Source organism: Salinivibrio sp. ES.052, from assembly GCF_900141775.1.
Classification (GTDB): Bacteria; Pseudomonadota; Gammaproteobacteria; order Enterobacterales; family Vibrionaceae; genus Salinivibrio.
Window position 1 is genome coordinate 1,148,518 of record NZ_FSRI01000001.1, and the last position, 14,656, is coordinate 1,163,173.

Sequence of the window (14,656 nt, forward strand, 5' to 3'; positions counted from 1 at the left end):
CTAGATAGCTCGGGTCATCGTTAACTCATCAATAGAATGACCATCGATTCGATAGCAATCCGACATGTTGCCAATCACTTTAAAGCCATATTTTTCGTATAGTTTTTTGGCGGGTAGATTATTAGAGAGCACGTTCAAGTCAAGCCATCTGACATGCTCTGTGTGTTGACAAAACGCCACCACCGCATTAATTAATGCCACCCCTACTCCTTGTCGCCTAATACGACTTTCAACCCCCATCCCAAGCATAACGCGATGAGCCTTGTACGGTTCGTTATACTGACGCAAGTCAATATGACCAACAATTGTATTATTCTCTTCTTTAGCCAACCATAGTTTTCTCCAGCCTGTCTGCCCTACCTCAAACTGAAAGCCGTCTTGAAACTTCGCTTTTAACTCTTCGGATACATAGCTACATGCTTTAGAAAGCGGCTGGAAGCTTGGCGCACTATTGGTGTTATTCTCTTCAAGCTGTGCATTCAGATAGACATAGAATGCTTCTAAATCTGCTGTCGTTGCCTCAACGATTTTCACTGGTTAATTTCTCTGTCACATAAATAATAAAACAGGTAGCGATACTCGCTCGATGTTACGTTTCGAACATTGATTACAAACCACCCGATAAATCTAAAAAGTTACCGGTCGAAAAGGAAGCTTTATCAGTCGCTAGCCAAAAAATGGCCTCTGCAACTTCTTCTGGCTGCCCCCCTCTTTGCATCGGGATTTTGTTTTCTAATCGTTTGACTCTCTCCGGTTCGCCGCCATCTGCATGCATGTCGGTATAAATTAAGCCAGGACGTACACAATTCACGCGAATTCCTTCCGCTGCAACCTCTTTAGATAAGCCTTTAGTCAGTGTATCAACTGCTCCCTTAGAGGCAGCATAATCGATGTATTCATTGGGGGAACCAGTGCGGGCCGCACCAGAAGAGACATTTATGATCGCACCACCTTCTCCACCCGATCGCGTCGACATACGTTTAACGGCTTCGCGACAGCAAAGAAAATATCCTGTAATATTGTTGACCAAAATGGCGTTGATTCGACTTGCAGTCATATTTTCTAGGCGCGATTGCTGGCGCAAAATGCCAGCGTTATTGACTAGCACATCCAGTTTATCTACTCGCTGATCCACAGACGAAAACAATTTAATGGCATCTTCCTCTTTGGAAACGTCGGCTTGGATTGGGTAACACTCCCCTCCATCGGCCTTAATGTCGTTTGCGACACGAGATGCGGCCTGATGATTAGACCTATAGTTAATAAAAACTACGTATCCGTTTCGTGCAAATAACTTGGCCGTTGAGGCACCGATGCCTCGCCCACCACCTGTTATCAATACCGTCTTTTTACGCATCTGCATTCCATCCAATTATAAAGCATTATTATTAATACGTTTTTTCTTTCTCTCCGAGAAATTGACTAAAGCGCAATAAATAGCCATCGGGATCTTGAACCAAGAACTCTCGTTGACCGCAAAGCACTGTTCCTTCGTCATACCAGTTTTCTTGTGGTTCTTGATAAAGAGGCGTTTCAGACGCAACCAAGCGTTCCAGAACCGGCGAAATATCACTTAACTCTATTTGAGAATTAACACCTCGCCCGAGTGGGTAGACGAGTGCCCCTGTCTCCCATCCGGCATCATGCATTTGCTCAATCATAATATGAACATTCTCATACTCTAAGTAAGCGAATTTTGGTGTGGTGCGTTGGTTTCTAATTTTGAACCCAAGCAAATCCTGATAAAAATGGAGTGACCTTTCAAAATTACTCACAGTTAACTCTGGCACCATTGGGTTCCAATATTCTTCCATAAAATCCCTTTATATAATAAACAACGAACTTTTTACTCTTAATCACTTGACAAGCTTACTTTTATCAAACACTAAGTGACATTTGGTTTACTAACATCACTTAGCGAATGCTTTTCTTCAAAGTTATTACACTTAATGCCTACTTCACACGATAATATATCTGCGAGTTTTGATGGTTCATAAAAACTCGCTGACGGAATACGTATCAGTTTATGATGACCATAAAGCGCTTCATTTACGTACAGATCGCGTTCCTGTCTTTTCTTCCATTGATGCGTCGCATCATCTAACTCAATCACAGCGAGTATTCTTGTCGTTTTGTCAGTTATCACAAAATCCATACGCTTCGCCCATGTACGAGAGTTATGCCGGAAGTTGACGGGCTTAACTAGCGCCATAAGAGAGACTTGGCTGTGAATGACATAATCAGAGGGAAGTGCCTTTTGGAGAGCAAAATAGAGTTTCTGCTCGTTTCTAGTCGCAAGATGTGATTGGCGTTTATGCTCAACTCTCTCAAATCGACGTTTATGAGGGTTATCGTCATCTAGTTGATTATCTGAGGATTCTGAGCACTTAATCTCTTTACTAAGAGACGGCTCCTTTCTCTTCCACGGAGTATCCGTTGGTTGGCTATCCTTTGTAAACTTCCACACCAGATAGACAAAAACGATAAAAATACCAAGATATAACATTATCAATATTCCCTAATTGTGCATCCAAGAAGCAATTCCATGGTGATTTATTGAGATGACAACTCGTTGATTCTTTCTCTTGCTAACTCTTCTCATTCATCAAACAGGCCCTCGGAGCCCAATGAGGTTTCCAAATGGATCAGTGACTTGGCACATTGATAGTCCATGCTCGATCGCCATTGGACCGCGGTATAACTCAGCGCCGATTGCCTTAAAGTGATCTCGAGCGCTTAACACGTCATCAACCAGCCAATACAGCACAGTTCCGCACTTACCATTGCGGACTTTTTCATCGGCTTGCACAATTTCCAACTGAAAACCATTTAAGTCGAGGGCGGTAAAATCAAAGTCTGTATAATAAATAGGCGTTGCATTAGGGAAAGCCTTGCGATACCACTCTAGCCCTTCATTTACATTCGGTACATGTATAAGCAACGCAGATGGGTAAACGGATATACCATTGGAAGAATCTTGTTTATTATTCATTGAAAGTGACTCGAAAAACTTCTCGATAAAAAATGAACTGTCGTAACCCAGCAATTCATCAAACCGTCTCAGCAATCAACTTAAACCTCCATCTCTAGTGTGATTTAGGATCAATTAACATGATCTTACATGTATCCCTAATCACACTGAAAGGGTGAAGTTTAATATCAACTATGGGTATCTCTATTTTTTACACCATACGCTTCTCACACCAACACGCCTAAAGCCAACTGACTTACAGTTACGACTACTCGTACTGTTTGGCATGACATCAGTCAGCACCACTTTAACACCTAAAGAAATAGCATCTTCAATTCGTGCTCGAAGTAACGCAGTTTGACACCCTTTCGAACGATAACTTTCTTGTGTATACGCATTGGCGAGTATTACATATTCGCCCTCGATATAACTCGTTGCCCAAGCACATGGAGCACCGTTTATTTTCGCAACATAGCAACGAAACGTATCGGTGCAGTAAAGCGGACGTTTCTTCTGCCAGATTTCGTTCGAACACTCTAAACCTGACGTTTTAAGTAGAGCTAAAAAATCATCAACATTATCATGTGACCATCGTTCAACTGACACTTGCTGGGATTTATCTGCACACGTCACATAATCATTCGACTTCAGTTCGAGAAATTCATGCTCATATTCTGATACAAAGGCACGATTTAGTAACCATGTTGTCAGATCATTTGTTATTGCCTGCGGTTCGACGGATATTTCAGGGGGCAAGTTATGTGTGTAAAAACTCAGATAACTCTCTAAAGTCTCTATGCTAGAAAACTCATGGATGATTATCTGGTTATCATACTTACGTGTTTTGTCCACGAAGACAGAGCAACCTTCAGATTCAACCGAAAAAAGTTCACTGTCTAAATCAGTTGAGAGCGTTCGTTCATTATTAAAGTAAAAATAAGCGTTATAGGCGTCTCTTACTTTTTTATCTTGCATCGTTCCCTCGATACCATATTAAAAAATTCCGGATAGTATTCTTATCTAGACTGGAATACTACTTTCCTCAGCTTTTCGATTTACGCGCTATTGAACGGGACCATTCGAGCAATGTTTATGTACTAGACATCTGATTCATATATGCAGAGATCCCGAGGTAACCCTCTAACCGTGCTAGTAATATTTCTTACGTGCTGGATGCCTATCTTTGTCACTACTGACTTTGAGCGCTGATTTTCTGCCAAATGCGTCACGTGTAGACGCTTCAACCCAAAGTGTTTTTTACAGTGAGCAATAAGAGCCTTTGAAGCTTCTGTTGCATAACCGTTTCCCCAGTAAGGAACACCTAACCAATAGCCTAATATGCCAAGCCCGTCGGACAACTTAGGTAAACTCACTGTTCCTATAAGGTCACCAGTTTGTTTTAACGTTACAGCATAGATGATAGAAGTGCGGTTTTCGTAACGTTCACGATGGCTAGCAATCCAGGAAGCTGCATCAGATTCAGTGTACGGATAAGGTATATTTGATGTCATTTCAGATATAACTTTGTTTGCTAACAATTCAGCAACTCTCGTAGCATCTTGAGGCTCGAACGGACGCAAACACAACCGCTCTGTTACTATCATTTCTTGCATTGATACCACCAATTTAACCTTACGAATATTCTCAGAAGCAATGAGGTAGACGCACACCATTCCTCTAATCTAATGAAAAGCGCTTCAATTCTCTACCTTTCGAGAAAATTTTTCACCGATGGTGCTGCTCTCCACGTTCCCCCTTTTGACATTGCTCCTTATAACCCTTCTAACTACTTGTTAGCGATCGAAAAACTCTTCATAAACATCAAATCGCAGCGGGTTGTCCGAATGTTGCTGAACCTTAAAGACCAAGCAGCCCGGCTCTTCCAACGTCAACTTTTCATGATTAACAAGCTCTCGCGTCACAGCCTGAAGATCAGCGGCTGGCACGAGAATAAAGCCTTCTAGAGTGACTTTTGACATATAGTTTATTTTTTGAAAAATTCAGTTAGCATTAAGAAAATGCTCACTAACTAAACAGTGATATTCGTGGCCAGTAAAACGGATCAAGTCCAGAATCCCTCTTAAATTGCTTGTTAGCACACAATTTCCAAACTGTACTCCGCTGTATTTTCACTATTAGAAGCTGTCTGTTCAAAACCCAGTTTCTTTAGTACCGAAGAGCTCCTACTATTCCAAGAATGGACACCTGCCCAAATACTACCTTGATAACCCGAACTACGAACATGTGATAACAACGCTTTGCACATTTGCGTCGCTAAACCCTGACCCCAGAATTCCGGATTAATCCAATAAGCTAAAGCCAAACGATTTTCCTGAGGAAGCAATGTGACCTGACCAATAACTTGGGAGTTGTGCAATCGGCGACAGCTCCAAACATAACATTTGCCCATACTCCATTCTGACATACGATTTGAACACCAATTCTCAGCTTGAGTTAGAGTTTTAATGTTTGCTAATGGAAGCGACTCAGGAAATAAATCGGAGTTCACTGCGGTTAATAAATGCACTGCATCAGCGATTTCAATTGGAGTAAATACAAAACTTGAACATTCAAATTTTCTTGCGAATTTCAAAGTCTTCTCCTTGTGTGCTAACGCCTCAATAACCGACGCAGCTTTGCTGCGTCCGGCGCCTGAAAGGCGCGTAGTTGATTGACTTGTTAGCTTTTATGGTAAACGGACTTGCTTAAAGTCAATGTCTTTAAAGTCGATACACATAGGTTTGGTAAAGTGCCTTACATATACATCAGAATCAAACCGACTAAAATCAATACCTTTATCTTTGAAATGGCCAAACACTTTAGACATAGCTGAAATAAATATTGGAACGATATTTATATAAACCTGATTACTAGGATAGCGTTCGCTTATTGCTTGCGATGCAATTGAACTAAAGTAAAGATCTTCATTCAGTTGCTTTGTTAACTTCTCTCTATTCCTTTTGCCCATTTTATTTTCTAAATAAGGGGATGCCCTTGAGTCGTCAATACGGTCTAAAATGTCATCCAGCCTATAGAAATGCCGAGATGTATATATCCCACTGTTAACAATGTGGCTTGCCATGAGAAATGCAGCGCCGCTATTTTTTTCTAAACCTTTATTATGGAACATCTCATAATTCCAGCTATGAAACAAAGTATGGTCACGATGGTGTATTGCGTTTCGAAGTAGTATCAATAATGATGTATCTGCATTACCAAAGTAGTCAAACTCAGACTTCGACACGTCATAAAGGCTATGGAATGCCTCAAGCTTTGCTTCAAATGCTCGATCAAGATCGTCAATTGCTTCTTCTCGATCTACAAGTTTCAACCTATCGAACCCTGCGCAAACTTCTGAATACATTCTCATTGAGTTTGATAGCTTATCAATAGCTAATTTAATTACTTCCACTCGAACTCCATTTGGAAAGCTAACGCTTCAAACAGCAGCGCTTGCGCTGTCTGGCTGATTTGACTTGTTAGCTTCTGGTTTGCTGGAACCAAGAATATCATTAACTAAATTTTGTAATGTATCTGACTTTAAGCCCGCTTTCCAAGCATTCTCTAGAGCCCTTGAAACAGCCAAAGGATTTTTCTTCAATCCACCTGCATTTCCATAAAAAGCGGCAGCTTGATCTTCATGTTGCCTCCAATCTTCACCAAATTCCGGGCCTATGGTATTTGTTATATTTGTTTCCCACATTCTAAGGTTCGATTTTCTCACATCGTTACTAGGCCAATTCTCTGCTTTGTCGTGGCCTAAGAGGTGCAAAATAGCAGCATTGTCTTTCTTATGTTTGCTTATTTCATAAGCTCTCGTTTTGTCCGTATCTGCATCACAAACTACAAAAACTTCGATAGCGAGAAGTTTCGCTATCGCAAGAGGCTTGATTAGTTCATTCTTTCCACCGACAGGAATGATGTGGTATCCAGAACGCCTAAACTCAGACAATTTACCCATCAACTGAATATACGAGGTTAAATAAGCAACGTCCTCTATTCCTTCGACTAATATCAATTTTTTGCTAAAGAACATCTCACTAATTTCAGGTCGCAATGTTGGGTAAAGCTTAGCGATCATACCGCTTTCTTTGACTGCTTTCTCACCTGCATCCGTAAGCTCTTTAACTAAGTCATCATATTTTAAAGATGTTACAGATGAAGAAACCGGAGAACCAACCTCTCTAACCATTCTCACTGCATGGAAATCATCACTTGGTATAAAATATGGACTGTGAGAACAGACTATAATTTGAGAATTGTCGTTTGCTAATTCTTGTAATACTTCAGAAAGGTATCTTGCTTGAGGAGGATGTTGATACAACTCCGGCTCTTCAATAGCCATAATAAGCGTAGGAGCGTTTTCGTCATCAATATCGGCTAGCTCTTGAAGTAGAGTTAATAGATATGACCTCTGCATCCCATGACCAAAACGTGCCAATTCACTCTCAAATCCTTTTTCTCCAATTTGTATGTGAGCAAATGGTTCTTCTATTTTTATAGCTTTCTCAGCATCACTTTTCCAAAGAACTTTTGCCGTGGCACTCGGATTAGCCCATAGCTTTAACTTAGTTTCCAACGAATCAGAGATACTAGAAAGAACGCCTTGTTCTGCTTCTAGCATTGATTGGTAGTTTTTCTTTAGATCATTTCGTAAAGTGGTAACTTTTTCAGTGAAGTTTACCTTTGACCTTATGGCCCTCGATAATAGTTGGCCAAGGGCAGAGTTTTTATTTTCCTCGGCTTCTTCGGAAAAGTCTTTTGATGCGGAGACAAATACCCATTGTAAATGCGGAGCAAGTCTATTAGCACCTTTCGAAACACCGTAGAACTGGTCTTCACTAGGAATAAGACTACAACACTCAGGATGCGCAGCCTCAAAGGAATTAAGTGCTTCAGCCATATCAGCTTTTGAATTTGCTGTTGATATGTCCGGCCATTTTTCTCGTAAGTCAGCGAATATTTCCTTTAATTCCTTTGCTGGTTTCTTAGATTTTTCAGCTTCAAACCAAATTTTGAAATCGGTCATACCAAGCCTATTACCAAATTGTTTTACTTCCGCTCTCTCTGTTCCTTCATCATACTCAGCCTTGGCCGTAACAATTAACTTATCCTGCCTTACATAATCAGCTAGCCCTTTTTTCGCTTCTTCTGAGAGGTCTTTGAAAGTTACAGTAATTGAGATTGGTTCACTCGTATTTTTATGGTGAAAGTCGTCAGCGGAAAGCTTGCTTAAGTCGGTTTTAGAATCTTTATGTTGTCGAAAAAATACGTTCAATGCATTCATCACTGTTGATTTGCCAGCTCCATTTGGCCCAACAAAGCAACTATAATCATCAAAGTTTACGGTCTCGTCTTTAAAAGATCGAAAGTTTTTAATTCTAACTGACTCTAATTTCATGATCATCCTTGTTTAAGAAGCTAACGCCGCATTCAGCGGCTCGTCCGCTGCAATGCTTTGTTAAAGAATTCTCTAATTTATTATTGACGTACTCGACAAGCTAAAAGCTCATCCATTTAATATTCACTACAAGGAGCCTTCGATCGTGGCTAGCGCACATTAAGAGCGCATGACCTTGTTCCAATCAATGCTATGCCCAGCCGCTTCAAGTTCACGCGCTAATGCCTGTTTCCAGCCACCATTACTATCCATTGTTTCCCAAACGACACCCGCAAAATCACTAGGAATTTCCAGCGCACCGCGTTTGAGAGCACATACTTTGTCTCGGCCCAATCGGCCAATGAAGTAACCCAGCTCCAGTAATACATTTTGCCTGGCCCGCGGCTCGGGGTCTCCTCCCTTTACACAACCCTCATCATCAGGCGTGAGAAGAACTACCGCAAACCCAACATCGCTGTTTGCAACAACCTTTTCAATAATAGTTCTACCTTGATTGGCCTGTTCATGGAGAATAACGGCCTCTAACCCAATGCGTTCAAGAAAGCGGGCTACAGTTTCCCTAGCACCATCGTCGTGACCGTGAACGATAAATATCTTGCGTGATAACGGAGACTTCAACAAGGTTTCTGTACTCCCCTTTGACTGGACATAGTTCTTGTAATCACGAACAAAGGGGATGATGAGCTGTCCAGTAAGCGCATGGATTCCAGCCATGATTTTTCGCCCAGAATAGAAAAAATGATTGCTGAAGTTAGTAGCATAACTTGGATCGTTGGCCAGCTTTTCGATAAGAAGCAACGTTAATCCCATCGTTTTCTTATGGTCATCAGGCCATGCAAGCTGGGCACTGCCAACCATGCCACCCCCAGTTTTTTCGCTTTCTGCGATAAAAGTATCGAGATCCACTTCTTCCGTTAGTTCTTCGTTGTACGGTTCAAGATCCGCATGCCGCAATAATTGAGCGAGTTTTTTCAATGGACGCTCATATGTCTGCAACTGCGAATTCTGTAGATCAAGAACAGCGTTGTTAATTTCTCCGAAAATATCTTGGGCCATCATTAATCCTCGTCAGCCTGTAATCTGGCCTCAGCAGCTTTTTGGAGAATATTTTCTCTATAGCTCTCTTTCATTTGCTCAGCGAGAGACTCAACAATGGGATTGTCAACGTACGGTTCAACTCGGTTATCAATCATTCGGATAACTGACTGGATAGCAGCTTCAATACTCGTCGGTTCGTGAGGATCAAAGTTCACAACGCCCAACTCGCCATCCAGTTCGTTTAACGCTTGCTCTGCCTGTTTTAGCTCTTTTTGTAGCTTATCTAGGCCGTTTATTTTAAGCATGATTCCCTTATGGTGTGGCAGTGCCTTGTTCGCTTTAACGCCTCGTTAAGTTTCGTTATAACACCGCAAAAATTCGTTACGAAGCTCACAGCATGGCTCATCATGCTCAGCAGTTGTAACCCAACCGCATGAATCACAATATACGGTATGTGATTTACATTTTAAGCATTTAGCAATTGAAAACGATGATAATTTCCCTTGGATTTCAAAGCCAAAACCATGCTCCCAACAAAGTAAACCAGGTACCGCTTTGCCTGATTCGTAATTTACTAAACAATGACTGCAAACATCCGACATGCGCCCATATGATATTTCATTAAAAGAGCTTTCATATGCACTTTCCCAGTCAATATGTTCTAAAGTAATTCGACCTTCAAACTCTATAATTCTTTTCTCTGCAGATTTTGTGAAACCACTAGAAGAAATCAAAACCCCGTAGTCTGCTTTTACATCAGAAAGCATACCTAGAAAAGCTTCTACTGCTTTTAAATCAATAGGAGTTGAGTAATGCTTACACTCAATCATTGTCTTTGAACTTTGTGTTTCAACTAATATATCTATTTGTCTAGAACGTTCCGAATACTCTCCTACAACACGAGTATCATGCAATACTTTTGTATTCAATGAAGATTGATTGTCGTGGAATATCTTTGAAATAAGCCATTCGTATTGACGCCAATTTGGAACTTCCTTATCAGATGACACGCAAACTCCTTTAGAAACTTAACGCCCGCTTAAGGGGCAGACAACGCTACTACTAAGCTTCCGCATAACACCGTAATCACAAAAACCAACGCATAGTAAAAATGCCAGGCGTTAGCTGTCCCTCTTAAAGCGTTTGTTATGCCTATTGGTTTAACTGTTTGATAAACTTAATTTTACTAGTAGCAGTGCAACCATTATCTTCGTAACCTGATATTTGATAACCACTAGAAATAAGCAACTGCAACATCGCTTGATACTGGTTCATCGATTTTACACTAATGGCACTATAACCGTGATTAAGGGCCCATAATTCTTGTTGCTCTCGTAGCTTGGTGGCAACACCTTGTTTTCTATAATTTGGATCAACTCCGCCAAGCCAGCTATAAAACTCAGTATTAGAAATCTCATAACCAATTTTGTATGCCATTGGCTTTTCATTGTGGCTTGCGATTAGAATTAAGTGCGTTTTACCCGTTAATTTAGCCATTAATTTACTTGCTGTTGTTCTACCATCAAATTCAGGTATTTGAGCATCAACCTCTAAAACTTCATCTATCGTTCCCAAGCGGAAATCAAACTTCATACATATTTACCTTTCGAGAGGCATAACATTGCATTAATGCGCGTGCTCGATTTGTCAAAACCGTTATACGCATCTTTTATCGCCTAAGCTACTGTTAGTAAAATTATTTTCAACGCTCGAAGCAATCAACTCGTCTACGAAAGTGTGCATGCCGCCTATCACGGTTCAGGCGTTCACATTATCCCCAAGCAGTGAAATGCAATCCATTGATTAAATTGCATTTATGTCTCTTCATTTGGTGATAATGTGAATGTGTTTCGAATAATCGTGCACACGATCAGGCTTCCCTCGCCGATAAGCTGTGTAAATATGGCTCTTCACCGGATGTGGTGGAAAGTGTTTCTTTTCAAGTTTTCCGATTAATTGGAAAATGAGGAAACACTCTGCACTTGAGCCCTGAATCAGATGAAAGATACAGCACTCTATCAAGCGATCCTTGGACTGATTCCGCCATGGACTGTCGACTCTGTCCAGGTGGATAAAACGAGCCAACGTATTACCGTGACTATCATGTACGAAAGTCATTCAAGCGTTGCTTGTCCAACATGCTCGAAAGCGGTAAGAAAGCATGACTCTCGAAAGCGGATATGGCGTCATTTGGATACATGCCAATACGAAACATATCTTGAGGCCCAAGTTCCACGTGCTGACTGTCCAAAGCATGGGGTTCAGACCGTTTCTGTTCCTTGGGCATCTCCTGGAAGTCGCTATACCGAACTCTTTGAGACAAAGATTATTGAAACACTTCAGTTCACTTCTCTTCTCTCTGTATCTAAAGCCTTTCGACTGAGTTGGGGAGCCATTGATCGGGTAATGAAAAGGGCTGTTTCACGAGGGCTCGCCCGGAGAAATTTAAATAAGGTAGAAGATCTGTTGGTAGACGAAACTGCCTTTTGCCGAGGGCATGATTATGTCACGGTGATGTCGAGCCGAACGGGCCAAGTTCTCGCTGTTGCCGACGGTAAAAGTGAACAAAGCTTAGCAAACTGCTATCGAGTGCTGCCTAACATCGCTAAACAACAGGTCCGCTCAGTCTCGATGGATATGAGCCAAGCTTTTATGAATGCAACCGAGTCCTTCTTTGGCTCACGCTCTAAACGCCTGATTGCAGTTGATCATTTCCACGTGGCAAAAGTGCTCACCAAAGCTGTTGACGATGTTCGCAAGCAAGAGGTTAACCGTCTACCGCCATACCTTAAACGAGAGTGCTACAGAACGCGTTATGGCTGGCTCAAAAGAAATAGAAACCTCACTGGTCGCTTGAGGGAGCGTATAAACAAATTGGCCAAGCTCATGATAGATACAAGCCTTAGCTGGTTGCTCAAAGAGCAAGCAAGACTAATCTGGTACGGAGGTTCGATCAGAAGCGCAAGGAATCAATGGCTAGAGTGGCTTGCTTTAGTTAAGGCAAGTGGAATTAAACCATTGATGACAGCAGCGGCGACAGTGAAAAAGCACTTACCAGCAATCCTTAATGCAATGCGGCTGAAGGCATCGAATGGCCTGGCGGAAGCTATAAATGCCAAAATCCAATACATGAAGCTTAGAGCTAAAGGCTTTAGAAACAAACAACGGTTCAAGACAGCGATACTGTTCTATTTTGGGGGGCTTGATATGACTTTCCACCATGAACGATGAAGAGCCGTAAATATACAGCTCGGCAGTTAAAGGAATGCGCTTTAACACCCACGCTACCGCCATTGGTTGGCGGCGTCCAAAAGGCCTTATAGGGCAGTTTTTCGTGGGCTAGATTATCAGACGCTGGGCAGTGTGTTTAGGCAAAGGGGTCTAAAATGTTGGCGCGGTCAGGGTTTGGGGATTTATAAGGGGTTAAACGCAAAAAAGCCGCTGACTAAACAGCGGCTTTTCGGTATGTGGCGGAGAGATAGGGATTTGAACCCTAGAAGGGCTATTAACCCTTGCCGGTTTTCAAGACCGGTGCTTTCAACCACTCAGCCATCTCTCCGGAACGCGGCGTATATTATTGGGTTCGCCGTGGCTTGTAAACCCTTTATTTGCCGCTTTTTGTCTGCTCGCTCAATCAATGATCAGCTTGGCGAACATGCTAGCAAAAGGCGATTAGCTTGCCGCCAATCGCCCTGCTTTTAACTGAGACACGTTAGCTGAGTCTCTTTACTGCGCAGTGTTTATAGCGCGATAAAAATACCCGCCAGTGCCGCACTCATTAGGTTGGCAAAGGTGGCGGCAATCACTGCGCGCACGCCTAAGCTTGCCACATCTTTGCGGCGTTCGGGCACCATGGCACCAATCGAGCCAAGTTGAATGGCAATTGAGCCAATGTTAGCAAAGCCACACAAGGCAAAGGTGACAATCACCTGGCTTTGCACCGACAGGTTCGCTTTGATATCGGCAAAGGATAAGAAGGCGACAAACTCATTGAGTGCGATTTTCTGCCCTAATAGGTTACCAACGGCAAACACTTCATGCACCGGCACCCCAGTAAGCAATGCCAAGGGTGAGAATAAATAGCCGAACAGGCTTTCTAGGCTTAAGCCTTCTAAATCAAGCAGCTCGCCAATGCTCCCGAGCCCGGCGTTTAGCATCGCAATCACACTGATAAAGGCCACCAGCATGGTACCCACGGCCACCGCGACTTTCATGCCGTTCATCGCGCCGCTGGCCAAGGCATCAATCGCGTTCGCCTGGTCGCTATCGCTGATCTCCACCTGGTTTTGCTCAGCCGGTGTTTCCGTCTCAGGAACAATGATTTTGGCCATCAATAATCCACCGGGCGCGGCCATAAAGCTCGCGGCAATCAGGTATTTCAAATCCACGCCCATGGCGGCATATCCGCCAAGTACACTGCCGGCCACCGAGGCCATGCCGCCGACCATTACGGCGAAGAGTTCAGAGCGGGTCATTTTGCTAAGAAAAGGGCGAACTACCAAAGGAGATTCGCCCTGAGAAAGAAAGATGTTGCTGGTCGCGACCAAGGATTCTGCGCGGCTGGTGCCGAGTAATCGCTGTATGCCGCCACCGAGCAATTTAATAACCCACTGCATAATGCCGAGATGATAAAGGAGAGAAATCAGCGCACTGATAAAAATGATTAACGGCAGTACTTTAACAGCGAAAATAAACCCATCGTTCGCCAGTGGCCCAAACACAAACTCAATGCCTTCGTTAGCAAATGAGAGGAGCTTTGCCGCACCATTGCTCATTGCCCCCAGCATGGCCTGTCCCAATGGTATGTAGAGGACTAACGCCGCGAAACCGGCTTGTAAACCAAACGCGCCGAAAACGGTACGCCAGTTAATGGCTTTACGGTTGGTAGAAAATGCGCAGGCGCATAGCACCAGAGCGACCAGACCTGCCGCACTATAGAGGAGTTGCATAAATAGATGACCTTGCCGTGTTGTATTGCACTTGCGGTACGGATGAGTACGACACGCTGCCGGGGAGGCAAGAGGTTCCATCATGCGTTACATCGTACCGCGGGTTCGGTGAAGGTGGGCCCGACCTTGGACGCTTTTTCTTCAGCCGCAAATCGCGACACAGTCACTCTTTGGCTATCGCTGCGCAAAGAGCACATGTTGGGCGAGCATTCTAGTGTGATTAAACTCTCATTTCCAGCAGAATTTGACGCTCGATCACACTTATTGAGTGGTTATCGAGGGGTGCAAACTGTCCTT

At 42.9% G+C, this 14,656-nt stretch carries 17 protein-coding genes and 1 tRNA gene; 1 reads left to right on the plus strand and 17 read right to left on the minus strand.

What is annotated here, in order from left to right; translation table 11 throughout:
- From BUQ98_RS05300 to BUQ98_RS05375, 15 genes are all read right to left on the minus strand, one after another.
- A complete protein-coding gene (locus tag BUQ98_RS05300; protein WP_074212829.1) occupies nucleotides 1-534 on the minus strand; it encodes a GNAT family N-acetyltransferase in 534 nt (177 codons plus the stop codon).
- A gap of 73 nt (nucleotides 535-607) precedes the next feature.
- On the minus strand, nucleotides 608-1,357 hold the full coding sequence (locus BUQ98_RS05305) for an SDR family oxidoreductase (RefSeq protein ID WP_074212830.1): 750 nt from the start codon (nucleotides 1,355-1,357) through the stop codon (nucleotides 608-610).
- Nucleotides 1,358-1,388: 31 nt separating this feature from the next.
- Nucleotides 1,389-1,814, minus strand: a complete 426-nt coding sequence (locus BUQ98_RS05310) for a bleomycin resistance protein (RefSeq protein ID WP_074212831.1) — start codon at nucleotides 1,812-1,814, stop codon at nucleotides 1,389-1,391.
- A gap of 71 nt (nucleotides 1,815-1,885) precedes the next feature.
- Nucleotides 1,886-2,506, minus strand: coding sequence for a DUF2726 domain-containing protein (locus tag BUQ98_RS05315; RefSeq protein WP_074212832.1), 621 nt, complete (start codon nucleotides 2,504-2,506; stop codon nucleotides 1,886-1,888).
- Nucleotides 2,507-2,605: 99 nt separating this feature from the next.
- Nucleotides 2,606-2,992, minus strand: coding sequence for a VOC family protein (locus BUQ98_RS05320; RefSeq protein ID WP_074213593.1), 387 nt, complete (start codon nucleotides 2,990-2,992; stop codon nucleotides 2,606-2,608).
- Nucleotides 2,993-3,175: 183 nt separating this feature from the next.
- Complete coding sequence (locus BUQ98_RS05325; protein WP_074212833.1) at nucleotides 3,176-3,946, minus strand: GNAT family N-acetyltransferase; 771 nt, start codon at nucleotides 3,944-3,946, stop codon at nucleotides 3,176-3,178.
- A gap of 122 nt (nucleotides 3,947-4,068) precedes the next feature.
- Complete coding sequence (locus BUQ98_RS05330; protein WP_074213594.1) at nucleotides 4,069-4,584, minus strand: GNAT family N-acetyltransferase; 516 nt, start codon at nucleotides 4,582-4,584, stop codon at nucleotides 4,069-4,071.
- A gap of 180 nt (nucleotides 4,585-4,764) precedes the next feature.
- The gene (locus BUQ98_RS16905) at nucleotides 4,765-4,950 is read right to left on the minus strand and encodes a putative quinol monooxygenase (protein WP_139294642.1); all 186 of its coding nucleotides are present in this window, start codon (nucleotides 4,948-4,950) and stop codon (nucleotides 4,765-4,767) included.
- Nucleotides 4,951-5,063: 113 nt separating this feature from the next.
- Nucleotides 5,064-5,564 (minus strand): GNAT family N-acetyltransferase, encoded by a 501-nt coding sequence (locus BUQ98_RS05340; protein ID WP_074212835.1) that lies wholly within the window; start codon nucleotides 5,562-5,564, stop codon nucleotides 5,064-5,066.
- Between the two features lie 93 nt (nucleotides 5,565-5,657).
- Entirely contained in the window at nucleotides 5,658-6,383 is a 726-nt protein-coding gene (locus tag BUQ98_RS05345; RefSeq protein ID WP_083605210.1) for a hypothetical protein, read from the minus strand.
- 27 nt (nucleotides 6,384-6,410) lie between these two features.
- The gene (locus BUQ98_RS05350; RefSeq protein WP_074212836.1) at nucleotides 6,411-8,372 is read right to left on the minus strand and encodes an ATP-dependent nuclease; all 1,962 of its coding nucleotides are present in this window, start codon (nucleotides 8,370-8,372) and stop codon (nucleotides 6,411-6,413) included.
- A 159-nt stretch (nucleotides 8,373-8,531) separates the two neighbouring features.
- Complete coding sequence (locus BUQ98_RS05355) at nucleotides 8,532-9,431, minus strand: TIR domain-containing protein (RefSeq protein ID WP_254813879.1); 900 nt, start codon at nucleotides 9,429-9,431, stop codon at nucleotides 8,532-8,534.
- The gene (locus BUQ98_RS05360) at nucleotides 9,431-9,715 is read right to left on the minus strand and encodes a hypothetical protein (RefSeq protein ID WP_074212838.1); all 285 of its coding nucleotides are present in this window, start codon (nucleotides 9,713-9,715) and stop codon (nucleotides 9,431-9,433) included. The genes BUQ98_RS05355 and BUQ98_RS05360 overlap by 1 nt, the downstream gene beginning before the upstream one ends.
- 45 nt (nucleotides 9,716-9,760) lie before the next feature.
- Nucleotides 9,761-10,420, minus strand: a complete 660-nt coding sequence (locus tag BUQ98_RS05365) for a restriction endonuclease (RefSeq protein ID WP_074212839.1) — start codon at nucleotides 10,418-10,420, stop codon at nucleotides 9,761-9,763.
- Between the two features lie 142 nt (nucleotides 10,421-10,562).
- Nucleotides 10,563-11,003: a GNAT family N-acetyltransferase gene (locus tag BUQ98_RS05375; RefSeq protein ID WP_025739799.1), complete on the minus strand. Its 441-nt coding sequence runs from the start codon at nucleotides 11,001-11,003 to the stop codon at nucleotides 10,563-10,565.
- Nucleotides 11,004-11,408: 405 nt separating this feature from the next.
- Here BUQ98_RS05375 and BUQ98_RS05380 point away from each other — a divergent pair, with 405 nt between their 5' ends.
- Nucleotides 11,409-12,641: an ISL3 family transposase gene (locus BUQ98_RS05380; protein ID WP_074212231.1), complete on the plus strand. Its 1,233-nt coding sequence runs from the start codon at nucleotides 11,409-11,411 to the stop codon at nucleotides 12,639-12,641.
- Nucleotides 12,642-12,878: 237 nt separating this feature from the next.
- On the opposite strand, the gene BUQ98_RS05385 is transcribed toward BUQ98_RS05380, so the two are convergent.
- A tRNA-Ser gene (locus BUQ98_RS05385) sits at nucleotides 12,879-12,969 on the minus strand.
- Nucleotides 12,970-13,150: 181 nt separating this feature from the next.
- Nucleotides 13,151-14,359, minus strand: coding sequence for a NupC/NupG family nucleoside CNT transporter (locus BUQ98_RS05390; RefSeq protein WP_074212840.1), 1,209 nt, complete (start codon nucleotides 14,357-14,359; stop codon nucleotides 13,151-13,153).
- Nucleotides 14,360-14,656: the final 297 nt, after the last annotated feature.

What these genes read in the sequence shown, in the direction of transcription:
- BUQ98_RS05375 (WP_025739799.1), bottom strand. Translation starts at nt 11,003, where the DNA reads ATGAAGTTTGATTTCCGCTTGGGAACGATAGATGAAGTTTTAGAGGTT.
- BUQ98_RS05310 (WP_074212831.1), bottom strand. Translation starts at nt 1,814, where the DNA reads ATGGAAGAATATTGGAACCCAATGGTGCCAGAGTTAACTGTGAGTAAT.
- BUQ98_RS05330 (WP_074213594.1), bottom strand. Translation starts at nt 4,584, where the DNA reads ATGCAAGAAATGATAGTAACAGAGCGGTTGTGTTTGCGTCCGTTCGAG.
- BUQ98_RS05315 (WP_074212832.1), bottom strand. Translation starts at nt 2,506, where the DNA reads ATGTTATATCTTGGTATTTTTATCGTTTTTGTCTATCTGGTGTGGAAG.
- BUQ98_RS05390 (WP_074212840.1), bottom strand. Translation starts at nt 14,359, where the DNA reads ATGCAACTCCTCTATAGTGCGGCAGGTCTGGTCGCTCTGGTGCTATGC.
- BUQ98_RS05350 (WP_074212836.1), bottom strand. Translation starts at nt 8,372, where the DNA reads ATGAAATTAGAGTCAGTTAGAATTAAAAACTTTCGATCTTTTAAAGAC.
- BUQ98_RS05305 (WP_074212830.1), bottom strand. Translation starts at nt 1,357, where the DNA reads ATGCGTAAAAAGACGGTATTGATAACAGGTGGTGGGCGAGGCATCGGT.
- BUQ98_RS05325 (WP_074212833.1), bottom strand. Translation starts at nt 3,946, where the DNA reads ATGCAAGATAAAAAAGTAAGAGACGCCTATAACGCTTATTTTTACTTT.
- BUQ98_RS05355 (WP_254813879.1), bottom strand. Translation starts at nt 9,431, where the DNA reads ATGATGGCCCAAGATATTTTCGGAGAAATTAACAACGCTGTTCTTGAT.
- BUQ98_RS05360 (WP_074212838.1), bottom strand. Translation starts at nt 9,715, where the DNA reads ATGCTTAAAATAAACGGCCTAGATAAGCTACAAAAAGAGCTAAAACAG.
- BUQ98_RS16905 (WP_139294642.1), bottom strand. Translation starts at nt 4,950, where the DNA reads ATGTCAAAAGTCACTCTAGAAGGCTTTATTCTCGTGCCAGCCGCTGAT.
- BUQ98_RS05380 (WP_074212231.1), top strand. Translation starts at nt 11,409, where the DNA reads ATGAAAGATACAGCACTCTATCAAGCGATCCTTGGACTGATTCCGCCA.
- BUQ98_RS05320 (WP_074213593.1), bottom strand. Translation starts at nt 2,992, where the DNA reads ATGAATAATAAACAAGATTCTTCCAATGGTATATCCGTTTACCCATCT.